The following is a 25,611-nucleotide window of genomic DNA, read 5'->3' on the forward strand; positions in this document are numbered from 1 at the left end:
TGAGCTCTGAAGCAAAGTGTCGTCATTAGAAAAAGGAGAGTGCTGTGTCGCGTAGACGCGTCGTAGTCACCGGTATGGGTATGTTGTCGCCACTGGGTACGGATGTGCCGAGCAGTTGGCAGGGCATTCTGGCTGGCCACAGTGGTATTGGTCTGATTGAACACACGGACCTTTCTGCCTATTCCACCCGTTTTGGCGGCTCGGTAAAGGGCTTCAATGTCGAGGAATATCTCTCGGTCAAAGAGTCCCGCAAACTCGACCTGTTCATTCAATACGGCCTGGCAGCCGGTTTTCAGGCAGTGCGTAACGCCGGCCTGGAAGTCACCGACGCCAACCGTGAGCGCATCGGCGTGGCCATGGGGTCGGGTATTGGCGGTTTGACCAATATCGAAGAAACCAGCCGCACGCTGCACGATTCCGGCCCCCGTCGAATTTCACCGTTCTTCGTGCCGGGCTCGATCATCAATATGATTTCCGGTTTCCTGTCCATCCACTTGGGTGCACAGGGGCCTAACTACGCCATTGCTACGGCGTGCACCACGGGCACTCACTGCATCGGCATGGCGGCGCGCAATATCGCCTATGACGAAGCGGACGTGATGATTGCCGGCGGTGCCGAAATGGCCGCCTGTGGCCTCGGTATGGGCGGCTTCGGCGCGTCCCGTGCACTGTCGACCCGCAACGACGAACCGACCCGTGCCAGCCGTCCGTGGGACAAAGGCCGTGACGGTTTCGTGCTGTCCGACGGTGCCGGTGCCCTGGTCCTCGAAGAACTGGAGCACGCCAAGGCGCGTGGTGCCACCATCTACGCCGAGCTGATCGGTTTTGGCATGAGCGGCGACGCTTACCACATGACCTCGCCACCGTCCGACGGTGCCGGTGCCGCGCGTTGCATCACCAACGCCTTGCGCGATGCAAAGGTCAACGCCAATCAGGTGCAGTACATCAACGCCCACGGCACGTCGACGCCGACTGGCGATTTGGCGGAAGCCGAAGCCATCAAGTCGGTGTTCGGCGAGCACGCCTACAAGCTGGCGGTCAGCTCAACCAAGTCCATGACCGGCCACCTGTTGGGTGCAGCGGGCGCGGTCGAGGCGATCTTCAGTGTCATGGCCATCAAGGATCAGGTCGCTCCGCCGACCATCAACCTCGATGAGCCGGACGAAGGCTGCGACCTGAACTTCGTGCCTCACGAAGCGCAGCCGATGCCGATCGACGTGGTGATTTCCAACTCGTTCGGTTTTGGCGGTACCAACGGTTCCCTGGTGTTCCGCCGGTTCGCCGAGTGATGGACAGCTGGGTCGACGGTCAGCCAGCGGGCAGCGTGCCCCTGAAAGACCGTGGCCTGGCGTATGGCGACGGGCTGTTTGAAACAGTCGCCGTCAAGGCCGGGCAGCCTGTACTGCTCGACCGCCACCTGCAACGCCTCGCCGAGGGTTGCAGGCGCCTGGCCTTTGTTGCGGATCACGCGCTGATCCGCAGCGAGGTGCTGGCCTATGCCGCTGCCCTGGGCGACGGTGTACTCAAGTTGATCCTCACCCGTGGCGACAGCCTGCGCGGTTACGGCATCAACGCTGGCGCACCTGTACGTCGTATCCTGCAGGGCAATCCGCCTACCTCTTATCCCGACGCTCATGGAACCCACGGCATCCGCCTGTTTCCGTGCGCGACTCGCTTGGCCGAGCAGCCGTTGCTCGCCGGTCTCAAGCACCTTAACCGTCTCGAACAAGTGATCGCACGCGCCGAGTGGCAAGACGCCGAGTATGCCGAAGGCCTGATGCTGGATGTGTCTGGCCGCGTGATCGAAGGCGTGTTCAGCAACCTGTTTCTGGTGCGCAATGGCGTATTGCTGACCGCTGATCTGAATCGCTGCGGCGTTGCCGGCGTCATGCGCGCCGAGATCCTGGCTCAGGCGCACACCCTGAGCCTGCCGGTGGCCGTGGCCGACATCAGCCTGGAGCAGTTGCGCCAGGCTGATGAAGTGTTTGTGTGCAACAGCGTGTATGGCATTTGGCCGGTGCGTAGCTGTGCTGCGATGAGCTGGCCGGTTGGGCCGCTCACCCGTAAACTGCAGGGCATTGTTCGCGCGCTATTGGATATTTGAGTTGATACGAAAACTGGTTTTACTGCTGCAGATCGGTCTGGTCTCGGCAGGCTTGCTGCTGGGCTTCTCGGCCTGGAAGCTCGACTCTGCCTTGAAGCAGCCCTTGAATCTGGCTCAGGAACAATTACTCGACGTGCCTGCCGGGGCCACACCGACGGGCACCTTCAACCGCCTTGAAAGTGAAGGCGTACTCGATGATGCCTTTTGGTTGCGCCTGTACTGGCGCTTCAACCTCGATGGCCAGCCGCTGCACAGCGGCGAATACCGCATGACCCCGGGCCTGACCGCTGAAGGCCTGATCGGCCTGTGGCAGCGCGGTGAAGTGGTGCAATACAGCCTGACCCTGGTGGAAGGCTGGAATTTCCGCCAGGTGCGTTCGGCCTTGGCCAAGCACGAGAAGATCGTGCAGACCCTGTCCGGCCTCAGCGACAGCGACGTGATGGATAAGCTGGGCCACCCCGGCGTGTTTCCCGAGGGGCGCTTCTTCCCCGACACGTACCGCTTCGTGCGAGGCATGACCGACGTCGATTTCCTGAAAAAAGCCTACAACCGCCTCGATGATGTACTCGCTCAGGAGTGGAGCAAACGCGCCGCCGATGCGCCGTACACCGACCCTTATCAAGCGCTGATCATGGCTTCGCTGGTCGAGAAGGAAACCGGTGTACCCGAAGAGCGTGGGCAGATTGCCGGCGTGTTCGTGCGCCGCATGAAAATCGGCATGCTGCTGCAAACGGACCCGACCGTCATCTATGGCCTGGGTGAGCGCTATAACGGCAAGTTGACCCGCGCGCACCTCAAGGAAGCCAACCCTTACAACACCTACATGGTCGCCGGCTTGCCGCCCACGCCCATTGCGATGGTTGGCCGCGAAGCCATCCATGCCGCGCTGAACCCGGTGCCGGGCAGCAGCCTGTATTTCGTCGCCCGTGGCGACGGCAGCCATATTTTCTCCGATGACCTGGATGCACATAATGCCGCCGTGCGTGAGTTCCAGCTCAAGCGCCGTGCCGATTACCGTTCCAGCCCGGCGCCGGTGGTAAAACCGCCGCAAGACGCTGCGCCACCGGCTGATGCACCTGTTGAAAAGCCTGCAATCGAGCCCGCGCCGGACACCGCCGCGCCGCAAAGCCCGCAATGACTCTGACTAAGGACTGCCTGTGACTGGCTTGTTTATCACCCTGGAAGGCCCGGAAGGTGCCGGCAAAAGCACCAACCGCGATTACCTGGCCGAGCGCCTGCGTGCCGAAGGTATCGAAGTGGTGTTGACCCGTGAACCTGGCGGCACGCCGCTGGCCGAGCGTATTCGTGAAGTGCTGTTGGCGCCGGGCGAAGAGCAGATGAACCCGGATACCGAACTCCTGCTGGTGTTCGCCGCCCGTGCCCAACACCTGGCCGAAGTCATCCGCCCGGCCCTGGCGCGCGGTGCCGTGGTGATTTGCGACCGTTTTACGGATTCAACCTACGCCTATCAGGGTGGGGGCCGTGGGTTGTCCGTGGAGCGCATTGCCACGCTGGAAACCTTCGTACAGGGTGACCTGCGCCCCGATTTGACCCTGTTGTTCGATCTGCCAGTGGAAGTCGGCATGGCCCGCGCCAGTGCCCGTGGCCGCCTGGATCGCTTCGAACTGGAAGGCGACGGCTTCTTCAACGCGGTACGCAGTGCATTCCTCGCACTCGCCCAGGCCGAGCCCGGGCGTTACTCCCTGCTGGATGCCGCCCAGCCGTTGGCCCAGGTGCAACAGGCCATCGATGCGCTGCTGCCCACACTTCTGGAGCGCGCCCGTGGCTGAAGCCTATCCGTGGCAGGACGGTCTCTGGCAGCAATTGGCCGGCCGTGCCCAGCACGCCCACGCCTATTTGCTGCACGGGCCGATCGGTATCGGCAAACGTGCGTTGGCCGAACGCCTCATGGCGAGCCTGCTGTGCCAGCGGCCGGTCAACCTGCAAGCCTGCGGCGAGTGCAAATCCTGCCTGCTGCTCAAGGCCGGCAGCCACCCGGATAACTACCTGCTGGAGCCCGAGGAAGCCGACAAGGCGATCAAGGTCGACCAGGTGCGTGACCTCGTCAGCTTCGTGGTGCAGACCGCGCAGATGGGCGGGCGCAAAGTGGTGTTGATCGAGCCGGTGGAGGCGATGAACATCAACGCCGCCAACGCCTTGCTCAAGAGTCTGGAAGAACCGTCGGGCGATACGGTGCTGTTGCTGGTCAGCCACCAGTCCAGCCGCTTGTTGCCGACCATTCGCAGCCGCTGCGTGCAGCAGGCCTGCCCATTGCCGAGTGAGGAAGCGAGCCTGCAATGGCTGGCGCAGGCGCTGCCCGAGTGCTCCGCCGATGAACGGGTCGAGTTGCTGACCCTGGCCGCAGGCTCTCCACTGGCGGCTGTGAAGCTGCAAGCCCAAGGCGTGCGTGAACAGCGTGCGCTGGTAGTCGATGGCGTGAAGAAGCTGCTCAAGCAGGAACAGTCCGCTACGCAGCTGGCTGAAAGCGCCTGGAAGGATATTCCCTTGCTGCTGCTGTTCGACTGGTTCTGTGACTGGTCGAGCCTGATCCTGCGCTACCAGTTGACCCAGGATGAAAACGGCTTGGGCCTGCCGGATATGCGCAAGGTCGTGCAGTACCTGGCGCAAAAAAGTGCCCAGGACAACGTGTTGAATATCCAGGACTGGATCCTCGCCCAGCGCCAGAAAGTACTCGGCAAAGCCAACCTCAACCGTGTGCTGTTGCTCGAAGCGCTGCTGGTGCAGTGGGTCGGTTTGCTCGGCCGTCGTTAATTTTCGTGGCCGACGGGTGTATCGTCGGCCAGACATTTCCCGTGACTCAAGTTGTAATCCCTATGCTCGTAGATTCCCATTGCCACCTCGATCGCCTTGACCTCGCCCAGCACGGCGGCTCCCTCGACGCTGCCCTTCAAGCGGCGCGCCAGCGTGGGGTAGGGCACTTTCTGTGCATTGGCGTCAGCGCCGAAAACGCCGCCGACGTCAAAGCCCTGGCTGATCGTTATGCCGATGTGGATTGCTCGGTGGGCATCCACCCGCTGGACTTGAAGCCCGGCGAGGCGCCTGCCCTGGACTGGTTGTTGGGCGAACTCAACCACCCGCGCGTGGTGGCGATTGGCGAAACCGGCCTGGACTACCACTACGAGCCCGAAGCCGCCGAACTGCAACAGGCCTCGTTCCGCCTGCACCTGCAAGCTGCGCAGCACACCGGCAAACCGGTGATCGTCCACACCCGTGGCGCCCGCGCGGACACCCTGACCTTACTGCGCGAAGCCGCGCTGCCTCAGGCGGGTGTGCTGCATTGCTTCACCGAAGACTGGGACATGGCCAAAGCCGCCCTGGACCTGGGCTTCTACATTTCCCTGTCGGGCATCGTCACCTTCCGCAACGCCGATGCGCTACGTGATGTGGCGCGCCAAGTGCCGGCCGACCGCCTGCTGGTCGAAACCGACTCGCCGTACCTGGCACCCATCCCCCACCGCGGTAAGCCGAACCTGCCGGAATACGTGCGTGATGTGGCGGATTACCTGGCGATGCTGCGCGGTGAGTCGTATGAGCGTTTTGCCGAACAGACCACCGAGAACTTCAAGCGCTTGTTTCCCCTGGCGCACGTTGCCGGCTGAGATTGCCAAATCGCAGGCAAAAAAAACCCGGGTTCTGGGGGGTGAATCCGGGCTAAGACCATTAGGAGTAAAACAAGGGCACACAGTCCGTCGGTACCCGGGTCAACGCGTCACTTGGGGGAGATGCCGCGTCGACTATTGAAGTATTGATCATGATCCCATTCAGTCCAGTCGCGATTGGTCGTTTTTTAAACAGATTTGGAATACGCGCGCTTCGCTTGAGTTCTCATTGAGCGGGTGCACGGGTGAAGTTATTGCGTATTGTTTCTGACTGGGAGGGCTTAAAACGTTGGCGTGCTGAAAGTTAAGTGCGTAACGGGTTCACATAGGCGTTGCCCAACGACTGTTCAGTCGGGATAATCCCTCGCACCTGGTAAATCGTATCGCCACGTATCAATGGCCCTGCGAATTCCCTCCCACATTGACCTCTGCAGACCTCTTCCTCATGCAAAAAGAACCCCGTAAGGTCCGTGAGTTTCGCCGCCGTGAGCAGGAAATTCTCGACACCGCACTCAAGCTGTTCCTCGAACAGGGTGAAGACAGCGTTACCGTCGAGATGATTGCGGATGCCGTGGGTATCGGCAAAGGCACGATCTACAAGCACTTCAAGTCCAAGGCCGAGATCTACCTGCGCCTGATGCTCGACTACGAGCGCGACCTGAATGAGCTGCTGCATTCGGCCGATGTCGATAAAGACAAGGAAGCCCTGTCCCGCGCCTACTTCGAGTTCCGCATGCGTGACCCGCAGCGCTACCGCCTGTTCGACCGCCTCGAAGAGAAGGTGGTCAAGGGCCATCAGGTGCCGGAGATGGTCGAGGAGCTGCACAAGATCCGCGCCTCCAACTTCGAACGCCTGACACTGCTGATCAAAGGCCGCATCAGCGAAGGCAAGCTGGAAGATGTGCCGCCGTATTTCCACTACTGCGCCGCTTGGGCGTTGGTGCACGGCGCGGTTGCGTTGTACCACTCGCCGTTCTGGAGCAATGTGCTGGAAGATCAGGAAGGTTTCTTCCAGTTCCTGATGGACATCGGTGTGCGCATGGGCAACAAGCGCAAGCACAGTTCCGAGCTGCCAAGCGCTGAGCCGAAGAGCAGTGATACCCCGGCAGCCTAAGTCATTCGCCGCAGTGATGGCCTAATGATTTACTGCCAGGGGCGATGCCCCAGGAATATACTCAGGCAAGGATCTTGCTAAAAGTTGATTTATAGGTCAGTTTTTAGCGCGCCCGAATCATCCTCTGCCGGAGTGATCCATGATCGTTGATCGTCAAGGCAGGCGTTTTCGCAATTTGCGGATCAGCCTGACCTCAGCCTGCAATTACGCATGTACCTACTGCGTGCCTAACGGCAAGCGGCTGGTGGCTGCACAGGACGAACTCTCGGCCGAAGCCATGGCCCGTGGCGTGGCTTACCTGATTGAGGCGGCCGGCATCGACCGCCTGCGCATCACCGGCGGCGAGCCGCTGGTCAGCCCCAAACTGGAAGCCTTCATGGGCGCCGTGGGGCAGATGGGCCTGAGTGACATCAGTTTGACCACTAACGGCCAACTGTTGGCGCGCAAACTGCCGCTGTTGGTGGACGCGGGCATCAAGCGCATCAACGTGTCCCTCGACACCCTGGACGCCGACGCCTTCCGCAGCATCGCCCGTGGCGGCGACCTTGCCACCGTGCTCGACGGCATGGACCAGGCCCGCGCTGCCGGCATCAAGATCAAGGTCAACATGGTGCCGTTGCGCGGGCAGAACCTGGACCAGGTGATGCCGCTGCTCGACTACTGCCTTGAGCGTGGCTACGAATTGCGCTTTATCGAACTGATGCGCATGGGCCATCTGGCCAAGGATTCGAATGCCTTCCTGCAGCAATTTGTCAGCCTGCAACAACTGCTGAGCTTGATCGGCGAACACCACGAATACCTCCAAGCCAATGCGCCCGTGGACGCTACGGCGGTGCGCTACGAAGTGCCGGGCAAGGGCTTCTTCGGCGTGATTGCCAACGAGAGCGTGCCGTTCTGCCGTACCTGTTCGCGCCTGCGCCTGTCGTCGACCGGTTGGTTGCATGGCTGCCTGTCCTCGAGCAACCGCCACTATGTCGGTGACCTGCTGGACAAGCCGCGCCATCAGGCACTGCCGGCTTTGCAAGGCCTGTTGATGAAGGCCCTGGGCGACAAGCAGGAAGTGGCCTTCTCCGGTGGCGCGACGATCATGAAGATCATCGGCGGCTAACTGGGCTGATGCATTTCCTTGTGGGAGCGGGCTTGTGTGGGAGCTGGCTTGCCTGCGATAGCATCAACCAGGTGTGACTGATACACCGAAGTGCCTGCATCGCAGGCAAGCCAGCTCCCACATTTGATTTGTGTTGCCGTTAAATGGCGCAGAACCTGCATCTCACGCCCCATTCGCCGGTTTTCCGTCACCGGCTTCTGGAGGATTAGGATGCGTAGTCTGGTTTTGTTGCTGGCGTCATTGACGCTGAGTGGTTGCATGACCGTCAGCGATATGGCCGAAGGCACCCGCTATCAGATGAGCGACGCCGGGTTGCTGGACCACAGTGATACCCGCCGCACCGCGTCGATCCGCATACAGCCGGATTCCTTTGTGTTCATCGCCCAGGGCGCCTTCGTGCCGCCGGGCAGTGCTTATCCGCGACCTAACGTCGTGGCTGAAGAAGCCTTCAACGGCTTCGTCGAGTACTTCCCGATGGTACGCCGTGCCCGTAAGCCGGAAGGCCTTGAACAAGCTATGTCCGAAGCCCGCGCGGCCGGTGCTCACTACCTGCTGTATTGCCGCTTTGCGGCAGCCGATGACCGTATCGGCAATGCCGATGAATGGACCGATCAGCAAGCCCTCGACCGGGTGGGCCTGGACAGCGGCGTGATCCAGATCATGTTGATCGAGACCAGCACCCAGTATTTGATTGATACTGCACGCATTCGCAGCCGTGGCGGTTTACTGACGTTCCACGACAACAAGCCAGAAGATCTGATTGCCCGCCCCTTGGCGCAGTACGCCCGCGGCCTGCTGGGCATGGGGGATCAGTAAACAAAGGAGAGCCCCATGACCGATTCCAACGACCTGTTGGCCCAACTGCCCAAAGGCAAGGGGCCGGCGCCGGTGCACCTGTGGAACCCGGATTTTTGCGGCAACATCGACATGCGCATCGCCCGTGACGGCACCTGGTTTTACCAGGGCACGCCGATCGGACGTAAGCCGATGGTCAAGCTGTTCTCCAACATCATCCGCCGCGATGGCGATGAGTACTTTCTGGTAACGCCTGTAGAAAAGGTCGGCATCACCGTCGAAGACGCGCCATTCGTGGCTGTCACTCTGAGCGTTGAAGGGCAGGGCGAAAGCCAGGTACTGCGCTTTACCACCAATGTGGACGATCAAATCGAGGCGGGTATCGAACACCCCCTGCGTGTTGTGATCGACCCCGTCACCCAGGAACCCGCGCCTTATCTGCGCGTGCGTACCAACCTCGAAGCCCTCGTACACCGCAACGCGTTCTACCAACTGGTGGAGCTGGCGGTGAGCCGTCCGATCAACGGTCAGAACTGGCTGGGCGTGTGGAGTGGCGGGGCGTTTTTCCCTATCGGCCTGGAACCCTGAGCGCGGTTTTTTCATCTCCCTGAAATAATTCGCTTGCTGTAAATGGCCGCTTTCGGTTATCAATTTGTACATGATTAGACATGTCCGGTTTGATAAGAAAAAACGCGTCGTCGACGAGCTCATCCGCCGTATCGAGGGTGGGGTGATGGCCGACGGTTTCCTGTTGCCGGGTGAGCACCAACTGGCCGAAGAGTTTGCGGTCAGCCGCGGCACACTGCGCGAAGCGTTGGCTGAGCTCAAGCGGCGCAACTACATCGCCACCCAAAGCGGTGTCGGCTCCATCGTCACCTTCGATGGCATGGTGCTTGACCAGCGCGGCGGCTGGGCTCAAGCCCTGGCCGACACGGGCGCACGGGTCACCACCGATATCCTGCGCCTGGAAGCGGTCACCCGCCCGGACCTGCTCAGCCGTTTCGGCAGCGACCAATTTATCGCCCTCGACCGCCGCCGGCGCACCCCCGACGGCATCGCCGTGTCCCTGGAACGCTCGCTGATGCCGGCCTCCGGCGGCCTGGAAAGCCTGCCCACAGTGGGCCTGATCGACAATTCCCTGACCATCACCCTGGCCGCCTACGGTTACGTCGGCGCCGAAGGCGATCAATGGATTGGCGCCGAACCCCTCAGCGATGAGGACGCCGAGCTGCTCGGGCGCCCCGCCGGTACGGTTTTTCTCAAAGCCTCGCGCACCACCTACGACCGCCGCGAGCGTTTCATGGAGCATGTTGAAAGCTTGCTCGACCCCCTGCACTTTCGCCTGCACCTGCAGTTTGGAGCTTCAAAATGACCCCGATAACCCGCGCACTCGGCGCGTTCTACGGCCTGGCGTTGGGCGATGCCCTGGGCATGCCCACCCAGTCGTTGAGCCGCGAGCAGGTCAGGGCGCGCTTCGGTGCCATCACCGGCCTGGAAGATGCCGACGCCGACCAGCCGATTGCGCCAAACATGCCCGCCGGATCAATCACCGATGACACCGAACAGGCGATTCTGGTGGGTGAGTTGCTGGTGGAAGGCCAAGGCAAGATCGAGCCCACCGTGCTCGCCCAGCGCCTGATCGACTGGGAAGCGGTGATGCGCGCCAAGGGCTCCCAGGATTTGCTCGGCCCATCGACCAAACGTGCCATCGACATGATCCTCGCCGGCCATACCCCGGAAGAATCCGGGCGTTATGGCACCACCAATGGCGCAGCGATGCGTATCACACCGGTGGGCATCTCGGCCGACGTCCGCGACCCGGCGCAGTTTATCCAGGCAGTGATTCAGGCCTGCCAGGTCACGCATAACACCAGCCTCGGCATTTCCAGTGCGGCTGCGGTTGCAGCGGTGGTTTCGGCCGGCATCAACGGGGTGGACTTGGGTGAAGCGCTGAACATCGGCACCCAGATCGCCCAGCAGGCTGAAGGCCATGGTCACTGGATCGCCGGCGGGCGCATTTCCACCCGAATCAGTTGGGCGCGCACCTTGAGCGTCGGCAGTGGCGACAAAGCCCTGTTTGCCGACCTGCTCTACGAGTTGATCGGCACCTCTGTTGCTTCCCAGGAATCGGTGGTGGTGTCGTTCGCCCTCGCGCAGCAAGTGGCGGTGGGCGAGATGAATGCTTTCGAAGCCCTGTGCCTGGCTGCCAGCCTGGGCGGCGACACCGACACCATCGCCGCGATCCTGGGCGCCATGCTCGGCGCATGTTTGGGCCTTCAGTGCTGGCCCCAAGGGCTGATTGAGCAGGTCAAGCAGGTCAATGGTTTGGACTTGCAGCCGCTGGTTCAGAGCCTGCTCGAATTGCGCTGAATGCCACAGATCAAAATGTGGGAGCTGGCTTGCCTGCGATAGCGGTTGGCCTGTTAGCCAATCAGTGACGGAAAAACCGCTATCGCAGGCAAGCCAGCTCCCACAGTAAATCGTGTTTGAGTCAGGACGACCGGTTAACGCTTTGATTCTCTGCCACAACCACAACAATACAGGCATCAGGAGCACCCCCATGAGTACCCCTTCTTCCGGCCAAAGTGCCGGGCAATTGGAAACACGCGGCATCGAACCGGTTCCTGAAAGCGAGTGCAACGGCCATCCGTTGCAACTGTTCTGGGTATGGTTCGCGGCGAATATCAGCATCCTCGGCTTGCCGCTCGGCGCGACGCTGGTTGCGTTTCGTGGCCTGGCCATCTGGCAGGCGATCATCGTCGCAATCCTCGGCGCCGCCGGTTCCTTCGCGGTGGTGGGCATCATCTCCATCGCCGGCCGCCGTGGCCGCGCGCCGAGCCTGACGCTGTCCCGTGCCATCTTCGGCGTGCGTGGCAATATCGGCCCGACCCTCGTGTCGCTGATGTCTCGCCTGGGTTGGGAAACCGTCAACACCACCACCGCTGCCTTCGTGTTGCTGTCGTTGTGTTCGATCCTGTTTCACTCGCCGGTCGAAGCGAAAAGCGCGCCGATCCTGACGCTGATCTTCATCGCCATTTTTGTGTTGCTGACCCTGTCGGTTTCCGGCCTCGGTCACGCGACCTTGCTGGTGATCCAGAAGTGGGCCACCTATGTATTCGGTGCCTTGAACATCCTGGTCGGCGGCTTTCTCTGCGCGACCATCGACTGGAGCGCCGTATTCAACGCCACACCCGCGCCGCTGAGCGCGATGATCATCGGCGTCGGCACCATGGCCGCCGGTACCGGTATTGGCTGGGCCAACGCCGGCGCGGACATGTCGCGCTACCAGCACCGCAGCGTCAAGGCCGTGCGCCTGGTGGCCTCCGCCGCGTTTGGTGCGGGCATTCCGCTGGTGCTGCTGATTACCCTCGGTGGCCTGCTGTCGGTGGGCAACAATGACCTCGCGTCGGCCACTGATCCGATCATCGCAATCCGCGACATGCTGCCGACCTGGATGGCGGTGCCGTACCTGATCACCGCGTTTGGCGGGCTGCTGCTGTCGAACAACCTCTCGGTGTACTCGGCGGGTCTCACCACCTTGACCCTCGGTTTGAAGGTCAAGCGCGTGCACGCGGTGATCGTCGACATCGTGGCGATCTTCGCCGGTTCGATCTACTTCATGCTGATCGCCGACAGTTTCTACGGCCCGTTCATCACCTTCATTTCCTTGCTGGCGGTGCCCATCACCGCCTGGGTCGGGATCTTTGTGGTCGACCTGATTCACCGTCATTACTACAGCCCCAAAGACCTGCTGGACGTGAGCCCAAGTAGCGCCTACTGGTATCGCGGGGGGGTGGAGTGGCGTGCGTTCGGCGCCTGGGCGGTGGCGATTGTGCTGGGGTTCAGCTTCACCACCATTGGCACCACCGCGCAAAACATCTGGTTCGCCGGGCCGTTGTCCGACTCCTGGCTGGGCCACAACGGCCTGGGCTGGATCGTCACCTTCCTGGTGGCCGGCGGGATTTATGGGGTACTGGGCGGCGCGGCTGACCGTCGCCCGGCTTTGGTAGAGCAACACAATGTCTAGATTGCTGCACACGGGCCAGGTCATCGTCGACCTGGTCATGGCCCTCGACACCTTGCCTGCAACCGGCGGCGACGTGCTGGCCAAATCCGCCAGTTTCGAAGCCGGTGGTGGCTTTAACGTCATGGCCGCCGCCCGGCGCAATGGCTTGCCGGTGGTGTACCTCGGGCGTCATGGCAACGGGCGTTTTGGCGACTTGGCCCGCGCGGCGATGCAGGCCGAAGGCGTAGAAATTGCCCAGGCGGCCAGTGCGGGAGAGGACACCGGTTTGTGCGTGTCGCTGACCGAGGCCAGCACCGAGCGCACGTTCATTTCCCATATCGGCGCTGAAGGCGACTTGAGCGCTGAAGACTTGGCGAGCGTGGTGCCGTGCGCCGACGACTACGTGTACGTCAGTGGCTACAGCCTGTTGTTGGAGGGCAAGGCGCAAGCGCTGCTCGACTGGCTGCTGGCGCTGCCACGGGAAATCAGCGTGGTATTCGACCCGGGGCCGCTGGTCAAAGCACCCGACTCCGCGCTGATGGTTGCGCTGCTGCCGCGCATCGATATCTGGACCAGCAATGGCCCGGAAGCCCTGGCGTTTACCGGCGCCAGCACGCTCGCCGAAGCACTGCTCGAGCTCAATCGCCATCTGCCTGCCGAGACCCTGCTGGTCGTGCGCGATGGCCCGAATGGCTGTTGGGTCAGTCGGCAGGGCCAAGTCGAACATGTACCGGGCTTCAAGGTGCAGGCAGTGGACAGCAATGGCGCAGGCGATGCCCATGCCGGTGTATTCCTCGCCGGTTTGGCTGACGGCCTGGAACCTGCGCAAGCCGCGCGCAGGGCCAATGCCGCTGCGGCATTGGCGGTCACCCGTTGGGGCCCGGCGACGTCGCCGGGCACTGACGAAGTGGACGCATTGTTGGCAGAATAGGCGGCTACTCAGCACGGAGCAGCCCCATGACCCAGAACATCTACGACACACCGGCCTTCTTCGAGGGCTACAGCAAAATGGGCCGCTCGGTCGAAGGGCTTGCCGGTGCGCCGGAGTGGCCTGCCTTGCAGGCTTTGCTGCCCTCCATGCGTGGTTTGAACGTGGTGGATCTGGGCTGCGGCTATGGCTGGTTCAGCCGTTGGGCGCAGGAGCAGGGCGCTGCCCGGGTGTTGGGGCTGGACGTGTCGCAGAAGATGCTGGCACGCGCCACCGAGATGACTTCCACACCTGCCATCCACTACGCCATGGCCGACCTGGAACACCTCGATCTGCCTGCTGCCACTTTCAATCTGGCCTACAGCTCGTTGGCTTTCCATTACATCGTCGATCTCAAAGGGCTGTTTGAACGCATCCATCAGGCCTTGGTGCCGGGCGGCCGTTTGGTGTTCTCCATCGAGCATCCGATCTTCATGGCGCCGCGCAATCCGGGTTGGTTGATTGATGAACAAGGGCGCAAAAGCTGGCCGGTGGATGGCTATCAACTGGAAGGGCCACGCGTGACCAACTGGCTGGCAGAGGGCGTGATCAAGCAGCACCGCACGCTGGGCACGTTGCTCAATCTGTTGATTCAGGCGGGGTTCACGTTGAGTCACGTGCAAGAGTGGGGGCCGAGTGAAGCGGACCTGATCGCCCGGCCGGCGCTGGCAGAAGAGCTGGAGCGGCCAATGATGTTGCTGGTATCAGCCCACCGCTGATTGCTGATCCAACACAGATCAAAAATGTGGGAGCCGGGCTTGCCCGCGATGGCGGTGTATCAGTCACCAAACATACAGACTGATCCACCGCCATCGCGGGCAAGCCCGGCTCCCACAGTGTTTTGCGGTGTATGTGAGGACTTTAGCTCGCCTCACCCTCCAGCTTGCGCGCCTCATCCACGCCCGACGCGGTGAGCTTGATCGGCAAATTCAACGAGTACTCACCGGCATCGTCGGTGGTCACATGCCCGTCCTTGATAAGTCCGCGATCCTGGAGAAATGCCAAGACACTGGCGACCACCTTTTCACCGCGGTAGTTATCCAGCACCTCCTTGCCCAAGCCGTTCGGGTGGGCATGCAGCAGGCGGGTGAGGACTTCTTTCTCAAGGTTTCTGTCGACGTTCATCGTTACCTCTTCACTGGGAAATGATCGGGTGTAATTCATGCAGGCGATGAATCAAGGCGCAGGCTGTTTAGGTGCGCCAGGGATATTGGAGTCATCACCCGTATTGATTTTCGGCCCCATTTTTCCATTGCCGACAGCAGCCGGTGCCTGGCGTTGGGTGTCGTTGCCTTGGGTGCGCGGGTCGGAGCCGGCTTTGTTGTCGATGACCGCGCCGCCGTTGGTGTCGAGGCCGGTACCCATCGAATCCTGGGATTCCTGGGTAGCAGGGCTGGGCGGGCTGCCGACAGGGTCAGTCTTGCCGGTCGACGAGGTCGCGGCAAAGGCGCTCAGGGACGCGGCAGACAGCAGGCCGGTGAGGGCGAGGGCGGCAAACTTGGAATTCTTCATGGGGGTGTCTCCATATGATTAATGTCCTTACCCTTTATTGGTCCGCCCCCTTTTGCGGTTCGTGCCTTGATGGCGACGAACGGTATCAGCCCACCTGTAAGATTTTGTGTGCCTTGCCCCGGCGATGGATCAGCCGCAGCAGCGTGATCAGCCAGTTGAGCAGCGCCACCCCCAGCACCACCGCCAGCAGCGTTGGCAGGCCGTGGTCAACGATGAGCTTGCCCGCCAACAGGGGAAACCCGAACACACCCACAAAGTACGCCAGGCTGAACAGCAGCAAGGCTTGAGACGTGGTGCCGGCGGGGGCTTCATTGGCCACCAGCCCGTTGATCACCGAATACGTCAGGCCATAACCCACGCCCAGGGTCACCGCCGCCAACACATAACTGAAGCCGCCCGACACCCCAAAGGCAAACAGCCCCACGGCTAGCAGCATCAACCCCGACAACACACACGCCGCGCCATACGCATCGCGCCTGACGACAAAGCCGGCAATCAACAGGCGGCTGGTGATCGCCGCGCTGAGAAAGCCCAGGAAGAACAACGAATAATCCAGCGAATGCGCCGCCGCGTAGCTGGTCTGGAACGATGACAACCCACCGAATACGCAACCGCCCAGGCCGACCATCAGGATCGCGAACGCCGCTTTGGAAGACAGCACCTGACGGGTCGCCGCCCAGGAAATTTTTGCCATCGGTGCATCGGCCTGTGCCTTGAGGTGCACGCCCAGGCGCCAGAACATCACCACGCCGACCAGGCTGGCCACCGCGGCGATGTAGAAGGCTGTGGTCAGTGGCAGCCCCAGCGCACTCGACGCCCGCCCAAGCAGAGGGCCCGAGCCGATACCGCTCAACATGCTGCCCGACAGCAGCGCGAAGTGGCGGGCCCTGTGCCGGGGTTCCACCAACATGGCCACGATGATCGGCCCCAAGGTATAGAACACACCCCAGCCGAGCCCGAGTGCCAGGCCGAACAGCATCAAGCCTTCGCCGAACCCCGGCACCCACGCAAAGCCCAGGCAGGCCACCGCGAGCAAAAGGCCGAGTAACGCAATCGAGCGCGCCGCCCCCAGCCAGTCCGCCAGGTGCCCAGACACCAGCACCGCCACAAAGGTGCTCAGCATGGCCATGGAAATCACGCTGCCGGCGTCGTGTTCATTGCCGCCGCGTGTGTGTATCAGCAGTGACAACAAAAACGTCGAGCCGTAAGACAAGGACAGCAGAAAGCTGGCCAGGCAAAACAGCACAAACAGCTTTCTGGAAAACCTCGGCGCGGTGGGCATGGTGTGGACCTGGCGGTAATTGGATTTATGGCGCCAATATTTAGCACGCTTGCGCCTGGGGTTTGTTGCCCGGTTACCTGCCCAAGCGTTAGCCCACAGCGGAGTAAAGCCCCTGTGTGCGTGGCCTCCAGACGAGCGGTCAAGCCGAGCGCGTTCGTTCAACCGCCGTACAGCTGACCTTTGCGATAGTCCTGATGCGTTGTCCGGGTCATGCGGTATCTGTCGCTTTCAAGTCAGAGCTGAAGGGCCCCGTTCGCCTGTAAATGTATCGAGTGCGATACGAAGTGGACACGCGGCATTACAAACGGCGCCTTAGCCGGACGACTCCACACAGCGAACACTGCCGCCATGACTACTGTGACCTTGCTGAAAGCCCCCGTGATCACCCGCCCCAGCGAGGTGTTGTACGGCCCCCTCCAGCCCGAATTGTTGCGTAATGAAGTGCTGGCCGACCTGCTGGAGGCCACCGTGCAACGCGCGCCCCAGCAGGTCGCGTTGATCGACGGCGAACGCCAGCTCACCTATGGCGAGCTGGACCGGCAAGCCAGCTGTGTGGCCTCGCGTTTGATCGAGGCGGGCGTGCGCCCCGGGCAGATCGTCGGGTTGTGGATGCCGCGCGGCCTGGAGCTGTTGGTGGCCCAGGCAGGCATCGCCAAAACCGGTGCCGCCTGGCTGCCGTTGGACCACGACACCCCGCTGGAGCGCCTGCAGATTTGCATGGACGACGCCCAGGCCGTTGGCGTGGTGTGCGGCGATGACAACGCCCAGGCGCTGCGTGATGCGGGGCTGACCGCGTGGTGCGCAAGCCAATTGCTCGCTGTATTGGACGGTCCGGTGCAGCGCCGTATGAATGCCAGCCCCGAAGACCCGGCCTACGTCATCTACACCTCCGGCTCCACCGGAAAACCCAAGGGCATCCTGATTTCCCAGGGCAGCATCTGCCATTTCCTGCGCAGTGAAAACGCAGTGCTCGGGGTCCAGGCCAGCGACCGGGTTTACCAAGGGTTTTCAGTCGCCTTCGACATGTCGTTCGAAGAAATCTGGATCGCCTATCTGGTGGGCGCCACCCTGTGGATCGGCCCCAAGGACATCACCGGCGACCCCGAAGCCCTGCCGCGCATGCTCACCCAACAGCGCATCAGCGTGCTGCACGCGGTGCCGACCTTGCTGGCGTTGTTCAGCGAAGACGTGCCCGGCCTGCGCCTGATCAACCTTGGCGGCGAGATGTGCCCCGAGTCGTTGGTCGAGCGCTGGAGCCGCCCCGGCCGGCAGATGTTCAACACGTATGGCCCCACCGAAGCCACCGTGTCGGCCAGCCTTGCGCGCCTGGTACCCGGCGCGCCAGTGACCATTGGCACGCCGTTGCCCAACTACGGCCTGCTGGTGATCGAGGCCGACCTGGCCCCCGGCGCCACGCCCACGTTGCTGGCGCGCGGGCAGACCGGTGAGCTGTGCATCATCGGCCCCGGCCTGGCCGAAGGCTATTTGGGACGGCCCGACCTGACCCGTGAAAAGTTCATCGAAAACCCCTGGTCCACCGGCTACTACGACGAGCGCCTGTACCGCACCGGCGACCTGGCGCGCATTGATGCCGATGGCCAGGTGGTGTGCCTGGGGCGTGCGGATGACCAGGTAAAGATCCGTGGGTTTCGGGTGGAGTTGGGTGAAATCGAAGCCTTGCTCGCCCAACAGCCGGGCGTCGGCACCGTCGCCGTGCTGCTGCGCAATGATGGCGGCATGGACCAATTGATTGCGTATCTGGTGCCCGAAGGCGGCCAGCCGATGGAGGGTTTGCCCGCGCAGTTGCGCAAGGCGTTGCAGGCGCGGTTGCCTTCTTACATGGTGCCCGGCCGTTTTGAATTGCTCGACAGCATGCCGCGTCTGACCTCCGGCAAGATCGACCGCAAAGCCCTCAAGGCGCGGCCACTGGGTGTGGACACCCGCGGCGCGAGCCTGGAGTCGGACACGCCGGAAAACCCCGCTGAAAGCGTACTGTTCAGCGCCCTGGAAAAACTCTTCCCCGGCCAGCCGATCCGGCGTGACGCGGACTTCTTCTGCGACCTGGGCGGCCATTCTTTCTTTGCTGCGCGCCTGGCCTCGGCCTTGCGTGCGGATGTGCGTTTCACCCACATCACCGTGCGCGATATCTACCAGCAGCGCCGCGTCGGCGCCATCGCCGAGGTGCTGCAAACCGCGCCGCAACCGGCGGTGCAAGAAGCCGCCTGGACACCGCCGTCAGCCTTGGCGCGCTGGCGTTGCGGGCTGGCCCAGGCGGCCGTGATGCCCGCCATGGTGTGCCTGCGCATGAGCCAGTGGCTGGCGCCGTTTTTTACTTACCACTACCTCACTGGCAGCCCCGGTGATTCGGTGGCCACGGCAACCTTGGCGTCGATTGGCGTGTTCCTGCTGGCGACCCTGTTGCAGTTCGTGTTGGCCATCGCTGGCAAGTGGCTGATCGCCGGGCGTTTGAAGCCGGGCGTCTATCCGCTGTGGGGCTTCACCTATTTTCGTTGGTGGGCGGCTTCGCGCATGGTCGAGTCGGCGCCGGTCTATCTGTTGAGCGGCTCCTCCTTGTACGGCCTGTGGCTGCGTGCACTGGGTGCCAGGGTCGGGCGCGAAGTGAACATCGGCTCGCTGGGCGTGCGCGTGCCGGACCTGCTGCACATCGGCAATGAAGTCAGTATCGGCAACGGCGTGAGCCTGGAAAACGCCCGGGTCGAGCGCGGCCACTTGCACTTGGGCCGGGTCTCGATTGATGACAACGCTTGCCTGGGTTCCTACACGATTCTGGAAGGCAATACCGCTGTCGGCCGCAGCGGCCACCTGCAAGGGCAATCGGCCTTGGCCGATGGGCGCAGTGTGCCGGCTGAACGTATCTGGAGTGGCTCGCCGGCGGTGGATGTCGGCCCGTTTGACCCGGCCAGCCTGCCACCTCGGCCGGTGGTCGGGCATGGGCAGCTGGCGCTGGAGAACGCATTTTATGTGGCGGGCATTCTGCTGATTGCCACGTTGTTTTTCATGCCGGTATTCCCGACGTTTTTCCTGATCGACTGGTTTGACGAGCAGCACATCCTGCCGTGGCTGCAGGAGCAACACGTGAGCCTGCAACTGCTGCGTTACTTCGCCCTGGCATTGCCCGCAGCGGCGATATTGATCGTGATGATGATGCTGGTGTCTGCCGGCCTGCGCTGGGCCGTGCTGCCACGCCTGAAACCGGGCAGCTACCCGGTGCACAGCCGCGTGTATTGCAGCAAATGGCTGGTCAGCCATATCCAGGAAGCCAGCCTCAATGTGCTGTCGGGCCTGTATGCCACGGTGTATGCGCCGCTCTGGTATCGCTTGCTGGGCGCGCGCGTGGGCCGTGATGCGGAAATTTCCACGGCCCAGGGTGTGATCCCCGACATGCTGACCCTGGGCGACGAAACCTTTATCGCCGATGCCGTGATGCTCGGCGATGAGCAGGTGGATGGCGGGTGGATGCGTATTCAGCCGACCGTGGTCTCGCACCGCAGCTTTGTCGGCAACGGCAGCTACATTCCCGACGGCACCACCTTGCCCGAAAACGTGCTGATCGGCGTGCATTCCCGTGCGCCGGCTAATGCTGAAATTGCCAGCGGCGACACCTGGCTGGGCTCGCCGCCGATCAACCTGCCGGCGCGCGAGCAGGTCAGCGGTTATCCCGACCACCTGACCTTCCGGCCATCGCTGTGGCGTCGCCTGGCCCGTGGCGCCATTGAGGGCCTGCGCATCGTGTTGCCCCACGCCACGGTGATCGCCGTGGGCTACACGGTGATGATGGATTTGATGCCGGTGGCCGAAGAGGAACGTTGGGGCGCGGTGCTGGGTTACCTGGCGCTGATCGGCCTGGCCTACAGCCTGGGTAACTATCTGTTGGTGGCGGCGTTGAAGTGGCTGGCGATGGGGCGTTATCGCAAGCGTTCCGAGGCGATGTGGACGCCGTTTGTATGGCTGTCCGAAGGCATTACCAGCCTCTACGAAGGCATGGCCGCGCCCAACTTCATGAGCTACCTGCGCGGCACGCCGTGGTTGCCGTTGGCCTTTCGCGGCCTGGGCTGCAAGATCGGACGCGGGGTGTACATGGACACTACCGACATCACTGAATTCGATTGCGTGACCATCGGCGACCACAGCGAATTGAACGCCGGTGCCTGCCCGCAGACGCATTTGTTTGAAGACCGCGTGATGAAAATCGACCAGGTGCTGATTGGCGAGCGGGTCTACATGGGGCCGCGCAGTTCGGTGCTGTACAGCGCCGAAGTCGGCGATGGCGCGCGGCTCGGCCCGCTGACTCTGGTGATGAAAGGCGAATGCATTCCGGCGTCGAGCAGTTGGGTCGGCTGCCCGGCGGCACCGGCGCGAGGCTGAGCAGCATGCAAGTATTGATGTGGCCTCAGGCGCGCCCGCGTTTACAGGAAGGCGTATTGCTGATCGGCGTGCAACACGCGCCGGGCAGCACGCGCGACATGGCCCGCGCGCAAGTGCGGCAGGCGCTGAGCCAGGCCTTGCAGCAGATGCTCGATGTACCGCCTGCGCGCATTGGCATCCACTCGGTGCCGGGCCAGCCCCCACAGATTCGTGTGCCGGGTCATGAGGACGCCGGGCTTTCGATCAGCCACGATGGCGATTTTTCGGTGGCCGCCGTGCACCTGCACGGCCCGGTCGGCATCGACGTGATGGGCGTGCAGGACACGCCTGATTGGCGCGGCGTCGCCAGTGATTACCTGGGCCCGCAGGTGCTGGCGCGGTTGTGCGCCGCGACCCAGGCGCAGCGTGCCCGCTTGTTCACCCGTGCGTGGTGCGAGCGCGAGGCACGGCTCAAGTGCGTGGGGCAGGCGCTGGGCGAATGGTCGCCGCGTGTGGCGCGGGGTTGCCGCACCGTTGAGGTGGGCCTGCCGGCGGGGCGGGTCGGCGCCTTGGCACTGCGCGCGTAAATTGCGCTGCAATCGGTCATGAAAGCGCCTTAGTATGTGGGCTTTGACATTGCCCAAGGCTCGCCCATGACCATCGAGATTCGCCCCGCAGTGCCCAGCGATGCTGCGCAGATCCTGACCTTCATCACCGAACTGGCCGAGTACGAAAAGGCCCGGCACGAAGTGATTGCCAGCGTGGTGGACATCGAGCGCAGCCTGTTCAGCGAGGGCGCCACCGCCCACGGCCTGATCTGCTCGCGGGACGGTTTGCCGATCGGTTTCGCAGTGTTCTTTTTCAGCTATTCAACCTGGCTCGGCAGCAACTGCCTGTACCTCGAAGACCTCTACATCAACCCCGAGCAACGCGGCGGCGGTGCGGGCAAGAAGTTGCTGCGCCACCTGGCCAAGATCGCTTGCGACAACGGCTGTGGGCGTTTCGAGTGGAGCGTGCTGGACTGGAACGAACCGGCGATTGCCTTCTACAAGTCCATCGGCGCCCAGCCGCAGGAGGAGTGGGTGCGCTATCGCATGGAAGGCGATGCGCTGCGCGATTTTGCTGAGGGCTGAAACCCCCAATACCCACTGTGGGAGCAGGCTTGTGTGGGAGCTGGCTTGTCGAATCGTCGCACCGCTGCGATAGCATCACCTCGGTGCAACTGAAATACCGAGGCGCTGCCATCGCAGGCAAGCCAGCTCCCACACAAGCCAGCCCTCACATTTTTTTTGTGATTTGTTCAATATATGGGATGCAAATTTATATATTGAGATATTTCAAATGATAGGTTTATAGTCGCCTGCATCAGCACTCACTACCAAAAATAAAACAGGTGAAGCGATGCAGGCCCAACCGTTGTCATTACCCGCCGTGCCCGAGCCGACTTACGGCGAGCGGCTGAAGAACAAAGTGGTCATCATCACCGGCGCCGCCCAAGGCATAGGCGAGGCAATTGTCGCGTGCTTCCAGGCCCAGCAGGCGCGCCTGGTGATCGCCGATATCCAGGGCGAAAAAGTCGAAAAAGTCGCCGCCCATTGGCGCGAGCGCGGTGCCGAGATTGTCGCGCAACCTGTCGATATCACCTCCAAAGAGCAATGGCAGGCGCTGGTCAATGTGGCCATTGAGCGCTTTGGTCGTGTGGACGTGTTGATCAACTGCGCCGGGGTCAATGTGTTCCGCGACCCGCTGGAAATGACCGACGAAGACTGGCGCCGCTGCTTCGCCATCGACCTCGACGGTGCCTGGTTCGGTTGCCGCTCGGTGCTGCCGCACATGATCGAGCAGGGCATCGGCAACATCATCAACATTGCGTCCACCCATTCCAGCCACATCATTCCCGGCTGTTTTCCGTATCCCGTGGCCAAGCATGGCTTGCTCGGGCTGACCCGCGCCCTGGGCATTGAATACGCGCCCAAGGGTATTCGGGTGAATGCCATCGCGCCGGGCTACATCGAAACCCAGCTCAACGTCGACTACTGGAACGGTTTCCCCGACCCCCACGCCGAGCGCCAGCGCGCCTTCGACCTGCACCCGCCCAAGCGCATCGGCCAGCCGATTGAAGTGGCGATGACGGCGTTGTTCCTCGCTACCGACGAAGCCCCTTTTATCAATGCAACCTGCCTGATGATCGATGGCGGGCGTTCTGTGATGTACCACGACTAATCCAACAAGAGAGGTGGTTCATGTTCGTCAAAAACAGGTTCAAGAAGACTCTAGGCGCTGTGGCACTGGCTGTTGCCTTTAGCGGCTTTGCATCTGCCGAAGAAGTGAAGATCGGTTTCCTGGTCAAGCAGGCCGAAGAACCCTGGTTCCAGACCGAATGGGCCTTCGCCGAAAAAGCCGGCAAGGACCAGGGTTTCACCGTGATCAAGATCGCCGTGCCTGACGGCGAGAAGACCCTTTCGGCCATCGACACCCTCGCCGCGAACGGCGCCAAGGGCTTTGTGATTTGCCCGCCAGACGTATCCCTCGGCCCGGCCATCATGGCCAAGGCCAAGCTCAACGGCTTGAAAGTACTGGCAGTGGATGACCGTTTCGTCGACGCCAAAGGCAAGCCCATGGAAGACGTGCCTTACGTCGGCCTGGACGCCTACAAGATCGGCCAGAAACAAGGCGAAGCCATGGCCGCCGAAGCCAAGCATCGCAACTGGGACTGGAAAGAAACCTACGCCGTCATCAACACTTTTGACGAGCTGGAGACCGGCAAGAAACGCACCGACGGTTCGGTAGAAGGCCTCAAGGCCGCTGGCCTGCCGGCTGACCACATCCTGTTCAGCGCACAGAAAACCCTCGACGTGCCGGGCAGCATGGACTCGACCAACTCGGCGCTGGTGAAACTGCCGGGTACTGCGAAAAACCTGATCATCGGCGGCATGAACGACAGCACCGTACTGGGCGGCGTGCGGGCCACCGAAAGTGCCGGCTTCAAGGCGGCCAATGTGATCGGCGTCGGCATCAACGGCACCGATGCGATTGAAGAACTGAAAAAATCCGACACCGGCTTCTACGGTTCGATGCTGCTGAGCCCGGATGCTTCCGGCTACAAAACCGCCAGCGCAATGTTCGAATGGGTCACCAAAGGCACTGAGCCTGCCAAGTTCACCGCCCTGGACAACGTGACCCTGATCACCCGCGCCAACTTCAAGGAAGAGTTGAGCAAAATCGGTCTGTGGAAATGACCGGCGCGGCCCTGCGTTTCAACGGCATCGGCAAGGAGTTTCCCGGGGTCAAGGCCTTGGCGCAGATCAGCTTTGAAGCGCGGCCGCACCAGGTTCACGCGCTGATGGGCGAGAACGGCGCGGGCAAATCCACGCTGTTGAAAATCCTCGGTGGTGCCTATCAGCCGAGCAGCGGCACGCTGCAGATCGGCGAGCAGACCATGGCCTTCAAGAACGCCGCCGACAGCATCGCCAGCGGCGTGGCGGTGATCCACCAGGAACTGCACCTGGTGCCGGAAATGACGGTGGCCGAGAACCTGTTTCTCGGGCATTTGCCGACGCGTTTTGGTGTGGTCAACCGCAGTCAATTGCGCCGGCAGGCGCTGGCGTGCCTGAAAGGGCTGGCGGATGAAATCGACCCGGGGGAAAAGCTTGGGCGCCTCTCGCTCGGCCAGCGCCAACTGGTGGAAATCGCCAAGGCGCTGTCCCGTGGCGCCCATGTGATTGCCTTCGACGAGCCGACCAGCAGCCTGTCGGCGCGGGAGATTGACCGGCTGATGGCGATCATCACGCGCCTGCGCGACGAGGGCAAAGTGGTGCTGTACGTGTCGCACCGCATGGAAGAGGTGTTCCGTATCTGCAACGCGGTCACGGTGTTCAAGGACGGCCGTTACGTACGCACCTTTGAGGACATGGCCGCGCTGACCCACGATCAGTTGGTGACGTGCATGGTCGGCCGCGATATTCAGGACATCTACGATTACCGCCCGCGTGAGCGGGGCGACGTGGCGTTGAAAGTCGAGGGGCTGCTCGGGCCGGGCCTGCGTGAAGCGGTCAGCCTTGAGGTGCACAAAGGCGAGATTCTCGGCCTGTTCGGGCTGGTGGGGGCAGGGCGCACCGAGCTGTTCCGGCTGCTCAGCGGGCTGACGCGTTCGACCGCCGGACAGCTGCAACTCGGCGGTGAACACCTGGCGCTGCGCTCGCCGCGCGATGCCATCGCCGCCGGTGTGTTGCTGTGCCCGGAGGACCGTAAAAAGGAAGGCATCATCCCGCTGTCCAGCGTCGCCGAGAACATCAATATCAGTGCGCGCGGCGCCCATGCCACCTTTGGCTGGCTGGTGCGTGACGGCTGGGAGAAGGACAACGCCGACCGGCAGATCAAGGCGATGAAAGTCAAAACGCCGAACGCCGAGCAGAAAATCATGTACCTGTCCGGTGGCAACCAGCAGAAGGCGATCCTGGGGCGCTGGCTGTCGATGCCGATGAAGGTGTTGTTGCTCGACGAGCCCACGCGCGGCATCGACATCGGCGCCAAGTCGGAGATCTACCAGATCATCCATAACCTGGCCGCCAGCGGCATTGCGGTGATCGTGGTGTCCAGCGACCTGATGGAAGTGATGGGTATTTCCGACCGCATTCTGGTGATGAGCGAAGGCGCCCTGACCGGCGAATTGAACCGCGACCAGGCGGATGAAGCACGGCTGTTGCAACTGGCTCTCCCGCGTTCGCGGGCTTGAAGA

General features: G+C 62.2%; 24 protein-coding genes. 21 read left to right on the forward strand and 3 right to left on the reverse strand.

Annotation, left to right across the window (positions count from 1 at the left end; all coding sequences use genetic code 11):
• Positions 1-44: 44 nt before the first annotated feature.
• The 15 genes from fabF (at position 45) to AB4P94_RS13920 (ending at position 14,433) form a co-directional block, all read left to right on the forward strand.
• Positions 45-1,289: a beta-ketoacyl-ACP synthase II gene (gene fabF / locus AB4P94_RS13850; RefSeq protein ID WP_078738660.1), complete on the forward strand. Its 1,245-nt coding sequence runs from the start codon at positions 45-47 to the stop codon at positions 1,287-1,289.
• Positions 1,289-2,104 carry an aminodeoxychorismate lyase gene (pabC, locus tag AB4P94_RS13855; RefSeq protein ID WP_395610984.1) on the forward strand — a complete coding sequence of 272 codons (816 nt, stop codon included), beginning with the start codon at positions 1,289-1,291 and terminating at the stop codon, positions 2,102-2,104. The genes fabF and pabC overlap by 1 nt, the downstream gene beginning before the upstream one ends.
• 1 nt (position 2,105) lies before the next feature.
• Positions 2,106-3,242, forward strand: a complete 1,137-nt coding sequence (gene mltG / locus AB4P94_RS13860) for an endolytic transglycosylase MltG (protein WP_395610985.1) — start codon at positions 2,106-2,108, stop codon at positions 3,240-3,242.
• 19 nt (positions 3,243-3,261) lie between these two features.
• Positions 3,262-3,894, forward strand: coding sequence for a dTMP kinase (gene tmk / locus AB4P94_RS13865; protein ID WP_395610986.1), 633 nt, complete (start codon positions 3,262-3,264; stop codon positions 3,892-3,894).
• Positions 3,887-4,876 carry a DNA polymerase III subunit delta' gene (locus tag AB4P94_RS13870; protein ID WP_395610987.1) on the forward strand — a complete coding sequence of 330 codons (990 nt, stop codon included), beginning with the start codon at positions 3,887-3,889 and terminating at the stop codon, positions 4,874-4,876. The genes tmk and AB4P94_RS13870 overlap by 8 nt, the downstream gene beginning before the upstream one ends.
• Positions 4,877-4,938: 62 nt before the next feature.
• Positions 4,939-5,724, forward strand: a complete 786-nt coding sequence (locus AB4P94_RS13875; RefSeq protein WP_395610988.1) for a TatD family hydrolase — start codon at positions 4,939-4,941, stop codon at positions 5,722-5,724.
• Positions 5,725-6,169: 445 nt separating this feature from the next.
• On the forward strand, positions 6,170-6,838 hold the full coding sequence (locus AB4P94_RS13880; RefSeq protein ID WP_395610989.1) for a TetR/AcrR family transcriptional regulator: 669 nt from the start codon (positions 6,170-6,172) through the stop codon (positions 6,836-6,838).
• A gap of 139 nt (positions 6,839-6,977) precedes the next feature.
• Complete coding sequence (locus AB4P94_RS13885; protein WP_177037535.1) at positions 6,978-7,946, forward strand: GTP 3',8-cyclase MoaA; 969 nt, start codon at positions 6,978-6,980, stop codon at positions 7,944-7,946.
• Positions 7,947-8,156: 210 nt separating this feature from the next.
• Entirely contained in the window at positions 8,157-8,762 is a 606-nt protein-coding gene (locus AB4P94_RS13890) for a DUF4823 domain-containing protein (protein ID WP_083357207.1), read from the forward strand.
• A 15-nt stretch (positions 8,763-8,777) separates the two neighbouring features.
• Positions 8,778-9,329: a DUF1285 domain-containing protein gene (locus AB4P94_RS13895; RefSeq protein WP_395610990.1), complete on the forward strand. Its 552-nt coding sequence runs from the start codon at positions 8,778-8,780 to the stop codon at positions 9,327-9,329.
• A gap of 70 nt (positions 9,330-9,399) precedes the next feature.
• Positions 9,400-10,113 carry a GntR family transcriptional regulator gene (locus tag AB4P94_RS13900; RefSeq protein WP_395610991.1) on the forward strand — a complete coding sequence of 238 codons (714 nt, stop codon included), beginning with the start codon at positions 9,400-9,402 and terminating at the stop codon, positions 10,111-10,113.
• Positions 10,110-11,111, forward strand: coding sequence for an ADP-ribosylglycohydrolase family protein (locus tag AB4P94_RS13905; protein WP_395610992.1), 1,002 nt, complete (start codon positions 10,110-10,112; stop codon positions 11,109-11,111). Before AB4P94_RS13900 ends, AB4P94_RS13905 begins: the two co-directional genes overlap by 4 nt.
• A 190-nt stretch (positions 11,112-11,301) precedes the next feature.
• On the forward strand, positions 11,302-12,768 hold the full coding sequence (locus tag AB4P94_RS13910) for a purine-cytosine permease family protein (protein ID WP_395610993.1): 1,467 nt from the start codon (positions 11,302-11,304) through the stop codon (positions 12,766-12,768).
• Positions 12,761-13,678: a PfkB family carbohydrate kinase gene (locus AB4P94_RS13915; protein WP_395610994.1), complete on the forward strand. Its 918-nt coding sequence runs from the start codon at positions 12,761-12,763 to the stop codon at positions 13,676-13,678. Before AB4P94_RS13910 ends, AB4P94_RS13915 begins: the two co-directional genes overlap by 8 nt.
• A gap of 26 nt (positions 13,679-13,704) precedes the next feature.
• Complete coding sequence (locus AB4P94_RS13920; RefSeq protein ID WP_395610995.1) at positions 13,705-14,433, forward strand: class I SAM-dependent methyltransferase; 729 nt, start codon at positions 13,705-13,707, stop codon at positions 14,431-14,433.
• A gap of 142 nt (positions 14,434-14,575) precedes the next feature.
• Here the strand turns inward: AB4P94_RS13920 and AB4P94_RS13925 are convergent, their stop codons facing one another.
• From AB4P94_RS13925 to AB4P94_RS13935, 3 genes are all read right to left on the reverse strand, one after another.
• Positions 14,576-14,839, reverse strand: a complete 264-nt coding sequence (locus tag AB4P94_RS13925) for a hypothetical protein (protein WP_395610996.1) — start codon at positions 14,837-14,839, stop codon at positions 14,576-14,578.
• Between the two features lie 51 nt (positions 14,840-14,890).
• Positions 14,891-15,226 (reverse strand): hypothetical protein, encoded by a 336-nt coding sequence (locus tag AB4P94_RS13930; RefSeq protein WP_395610997.1) that lies wholly within the window; start codon positions 15,224-15,226, stop codon positions 14,891-14,893.
• 85 nt (positions 15,227-15,311) lie between these two features.
• The gene (locus tag AB4P94_RS13935) at positions 15,312-16,508 is read right to left on the reverse strand and encodes an MFS transporter (RefSeq protein WP_395610998.1); all 1,197 of its coding nucleotides are present in this window, start codon (positions 16,506-16,508) and stop codon (positions 15,312-15,314) included.
• Positions 16,509-16,856: 348 nt separating this feature from the next.
• Between AB4P94_RS13935 and AB4P94_RS13940 the strand changes: the two genes are divergently transcribed.
• The 6 genes from AB4P94_RS13940 (at position 16,857) to araG (ending at position 25,608) form a co-directional block, all read left to right on the forward strand.
• The gene (locus AB4P94_RS13940; protein WP_395610999.1) at positions 16,857-20,894 is read left to right on the forward strand and encodes a Pls/PosA family non-ribosomal peptide synthetase; all 4,038 of its coding nucleotides are present in this window, start codon (positions 16,857-16,859) and stop codon (positions 20,892-20,894) included.
• 5 nt (positions 20,895-20,899) lie between these two features.
• Positions 20,900-21,460 (forward strand): 4'-phosphopantetheinyl transferase family protein, encoded by a 561-nt coding sequence (locus tag AB4P94_RS13945; protein WP_395611000.1) that lies wholly within the window; start codon positions 20,900-20,902, stop codon positions 21,458-21,460.
• Between the two features lie 66 nt (positions 21,461-21,526).
• On the forward strand, positions 21,527-22,006 hold the full coding sequence (locus AB4P94_RS13950) for a GNAT family N-acetyltransferase (protein ID WP_395611001.1): 480 nt from the start codon (positions 21,527-21,529) through the stop codon (positions 22,004-22,006).
• 268 nt (positions 22,007-22,274) lie between these two features.
• Positions 22,275-23,096, forward strand: coding sequence for an SDR family oxidoreductase (locus AB4P94_RS13955; protein ID WP_395611002.1), 822 nt, complete (start codon positions 22,275-22,277; stop codon positions 23,094-23,096).
• Between the two features lie 20 nt (positions 23,097-23,116).
• Positions 23,117-24,112, forward strand: a complete 996-nt coding sequence (locus AB4P94_RS13960; protein ID WP_395611003.1) for a substrate-binding domain-containing protein — start codon at positions 23,117-23,119, stop codon at positions 24,110-24,112.
• On the forward strand, positions 24,109-25,608 hold the full coding sequence (gene araG, locus AB4P94_RS13965) for an L-arabinose ABC transporter ATP-binding protein AraG (protein WP_395611004.1): 1,500 nt from the start codon (positions 24,109-24,111) through the stop codon (positions 25,606-25,608). Before AB4P94_RS13960 ends, araG begins: the two co-directional genes overlap by 4 nt.
• Positions 25,609-25,611 lie beyond the last annotated feature (3 nt).

The organism is Pseudomonas sp. B22129 (genome assembly GCF_044218875.1).
GTDB lineage: Bacteria > Pseudomonadota > Gammaproteobacteria > Pseudomonadales > Pseudomonadaceae > Aquipseudomonas.

Bases quoted from the DNA above. Each gene is read 5' to 3' on its own strand.
- AB4P94_RS13900 (WP_395610991.1), top strand. From the start codon at position 9,400: ATGATTAGACATGTCCGGTTTGATAAGAAAAAACGCGTCGTCGACGAG.
- AB4P94_RS13945 (WP_395611000.1), top strand. From the start codon at position 20,900: ATGCAAGTATTGATGTGGCCTCAGGCGCGCCCGCGTTTACAGGAAGGC.
- AB4P94_RS13905 (WP_395610992.1), top strand. From the start codon at position 10,110: ATGACCCCGATAACCCGCGCACTCGGCGCGTTCTACGGCCTGGCGTTG.
- AB4P94_RS13930 (WP_395610997.1), bottom strand. From the start codon at position 15,226: ATGAAGAATTCCAAGTTTGCCGCCCTCGCCCTCACCGGCCTGCTGTCT.
- AB4P94_RS13960 (WP_395611003.1), top strand. From the start codon at position 23,117: ATGTTCGTCAAAAACAGGTTCAAGAAGACTCTAGGCGCTGTGGCACTG.
- AB4P94_RS13890 (WP_083357207.1), top strand. From the start codon at position 8,157: ATGCGTAGTCTGGTTTTGTTGCTGGCGTCATTGACGCTGAGTGGTTGC.
- pabC (WP_395610984.1), top strand. From the start codon at position 1,289: ATGGACAGCTGGGTCGACGGTCAGCCAGCGGGCAGCGTGCCCCTGAAA.
- AB4P94_RS13910 (WP_395610993.1), top strand. From the start codon at position 11,302: ATGAGTACCCCTTCTTCCGGCCAAAGTGCCGGGCAATTGGAAACACGC.
- AB4P94_RS13925 (WP_395610996.1), bottom strand. From the start codon at position 14,839: ATGAACGTCGACAGAAACCTTGAGAAAGAAGTCCTCACCCGCCTGCTG.
- AB4P94_RS13950 (WP_395611001.1), top strand. From the start codon at position 21,527: ATGACCATCGAGATTCGCCCCGCAGTGCCCAGCGATGCTGCGCAGATC.
- AB4P94_RS13880 (WP_395610989.1), top strand. From the start codon at position 6,170: ATGCAAAAAGAACCCCGTAAGGTCCGTGAGTTTCGCCGCCGTGAGCAG.
- AB4P94_RS13895 (WP_395610990.1), top strand. From the start codon at position 8,778: ATGACCGATTCCAACGACCTGTTGGCCCAACTGCCCAAAGGCAAGGGG.
- AB4P94_RS13935 (WP_395610998.1), bottom strand. From the start codon at position 16,508: ATGCCCACCGCGCCGAGGTTTTCCAGAAAGCTGTTTGTGCTGTTTTGC.
- AB4P94_RS13940 (WP_395610999.1), top strand. From the start codon at position 16,857: ATGACTACTGTGACCTTGCTGAAAGCCCCCGTGATCACCCGCCCCAGC.
- araG (WP_395611004.1), top strand. From the start codon at position 24,109: ATGACCGGCGCGGCCCTGCGTTTCAACGGCATCGGCAAGGAGTTTCCC.
- AB4P94_RS13885 (WP_177037535.1), top strand. From the start codon at position 6,978: ATGATCGTTGATCGTCAAGGCAGGCGTTTTCGCAATTTGCGGATCAGC.
- AB4P94_RS13920 (WP_395610995.1), top strand. From the start codon at position 13,705: ATGACCCAGAACATCTACGACACACCGGCCTTCTTCGAGGGCTACAGC.
- AB4P94_RS13915 (WP_395610994.1), top strand. From the start codon at position 12,761: ATGTCTAGATTGCTGCACACGGGCCAGGTCATCGTCGACCTGGTCATG.
- AB4P94_RS13955 (WP_395611002.1), top strand. From the start codon at position 22,275: ATGCAGGCCCAACCGTTGTCATTACCCGCCGTGCCCGAGCCGACTTAC.
- AB4P94_RS13875 (WP_395610988.1), top strand. From the start codon at position 4,939: ATGCTCGTAGATTCCCATTGCCACCTCGATCGCCTTGACCTCGCCCAG.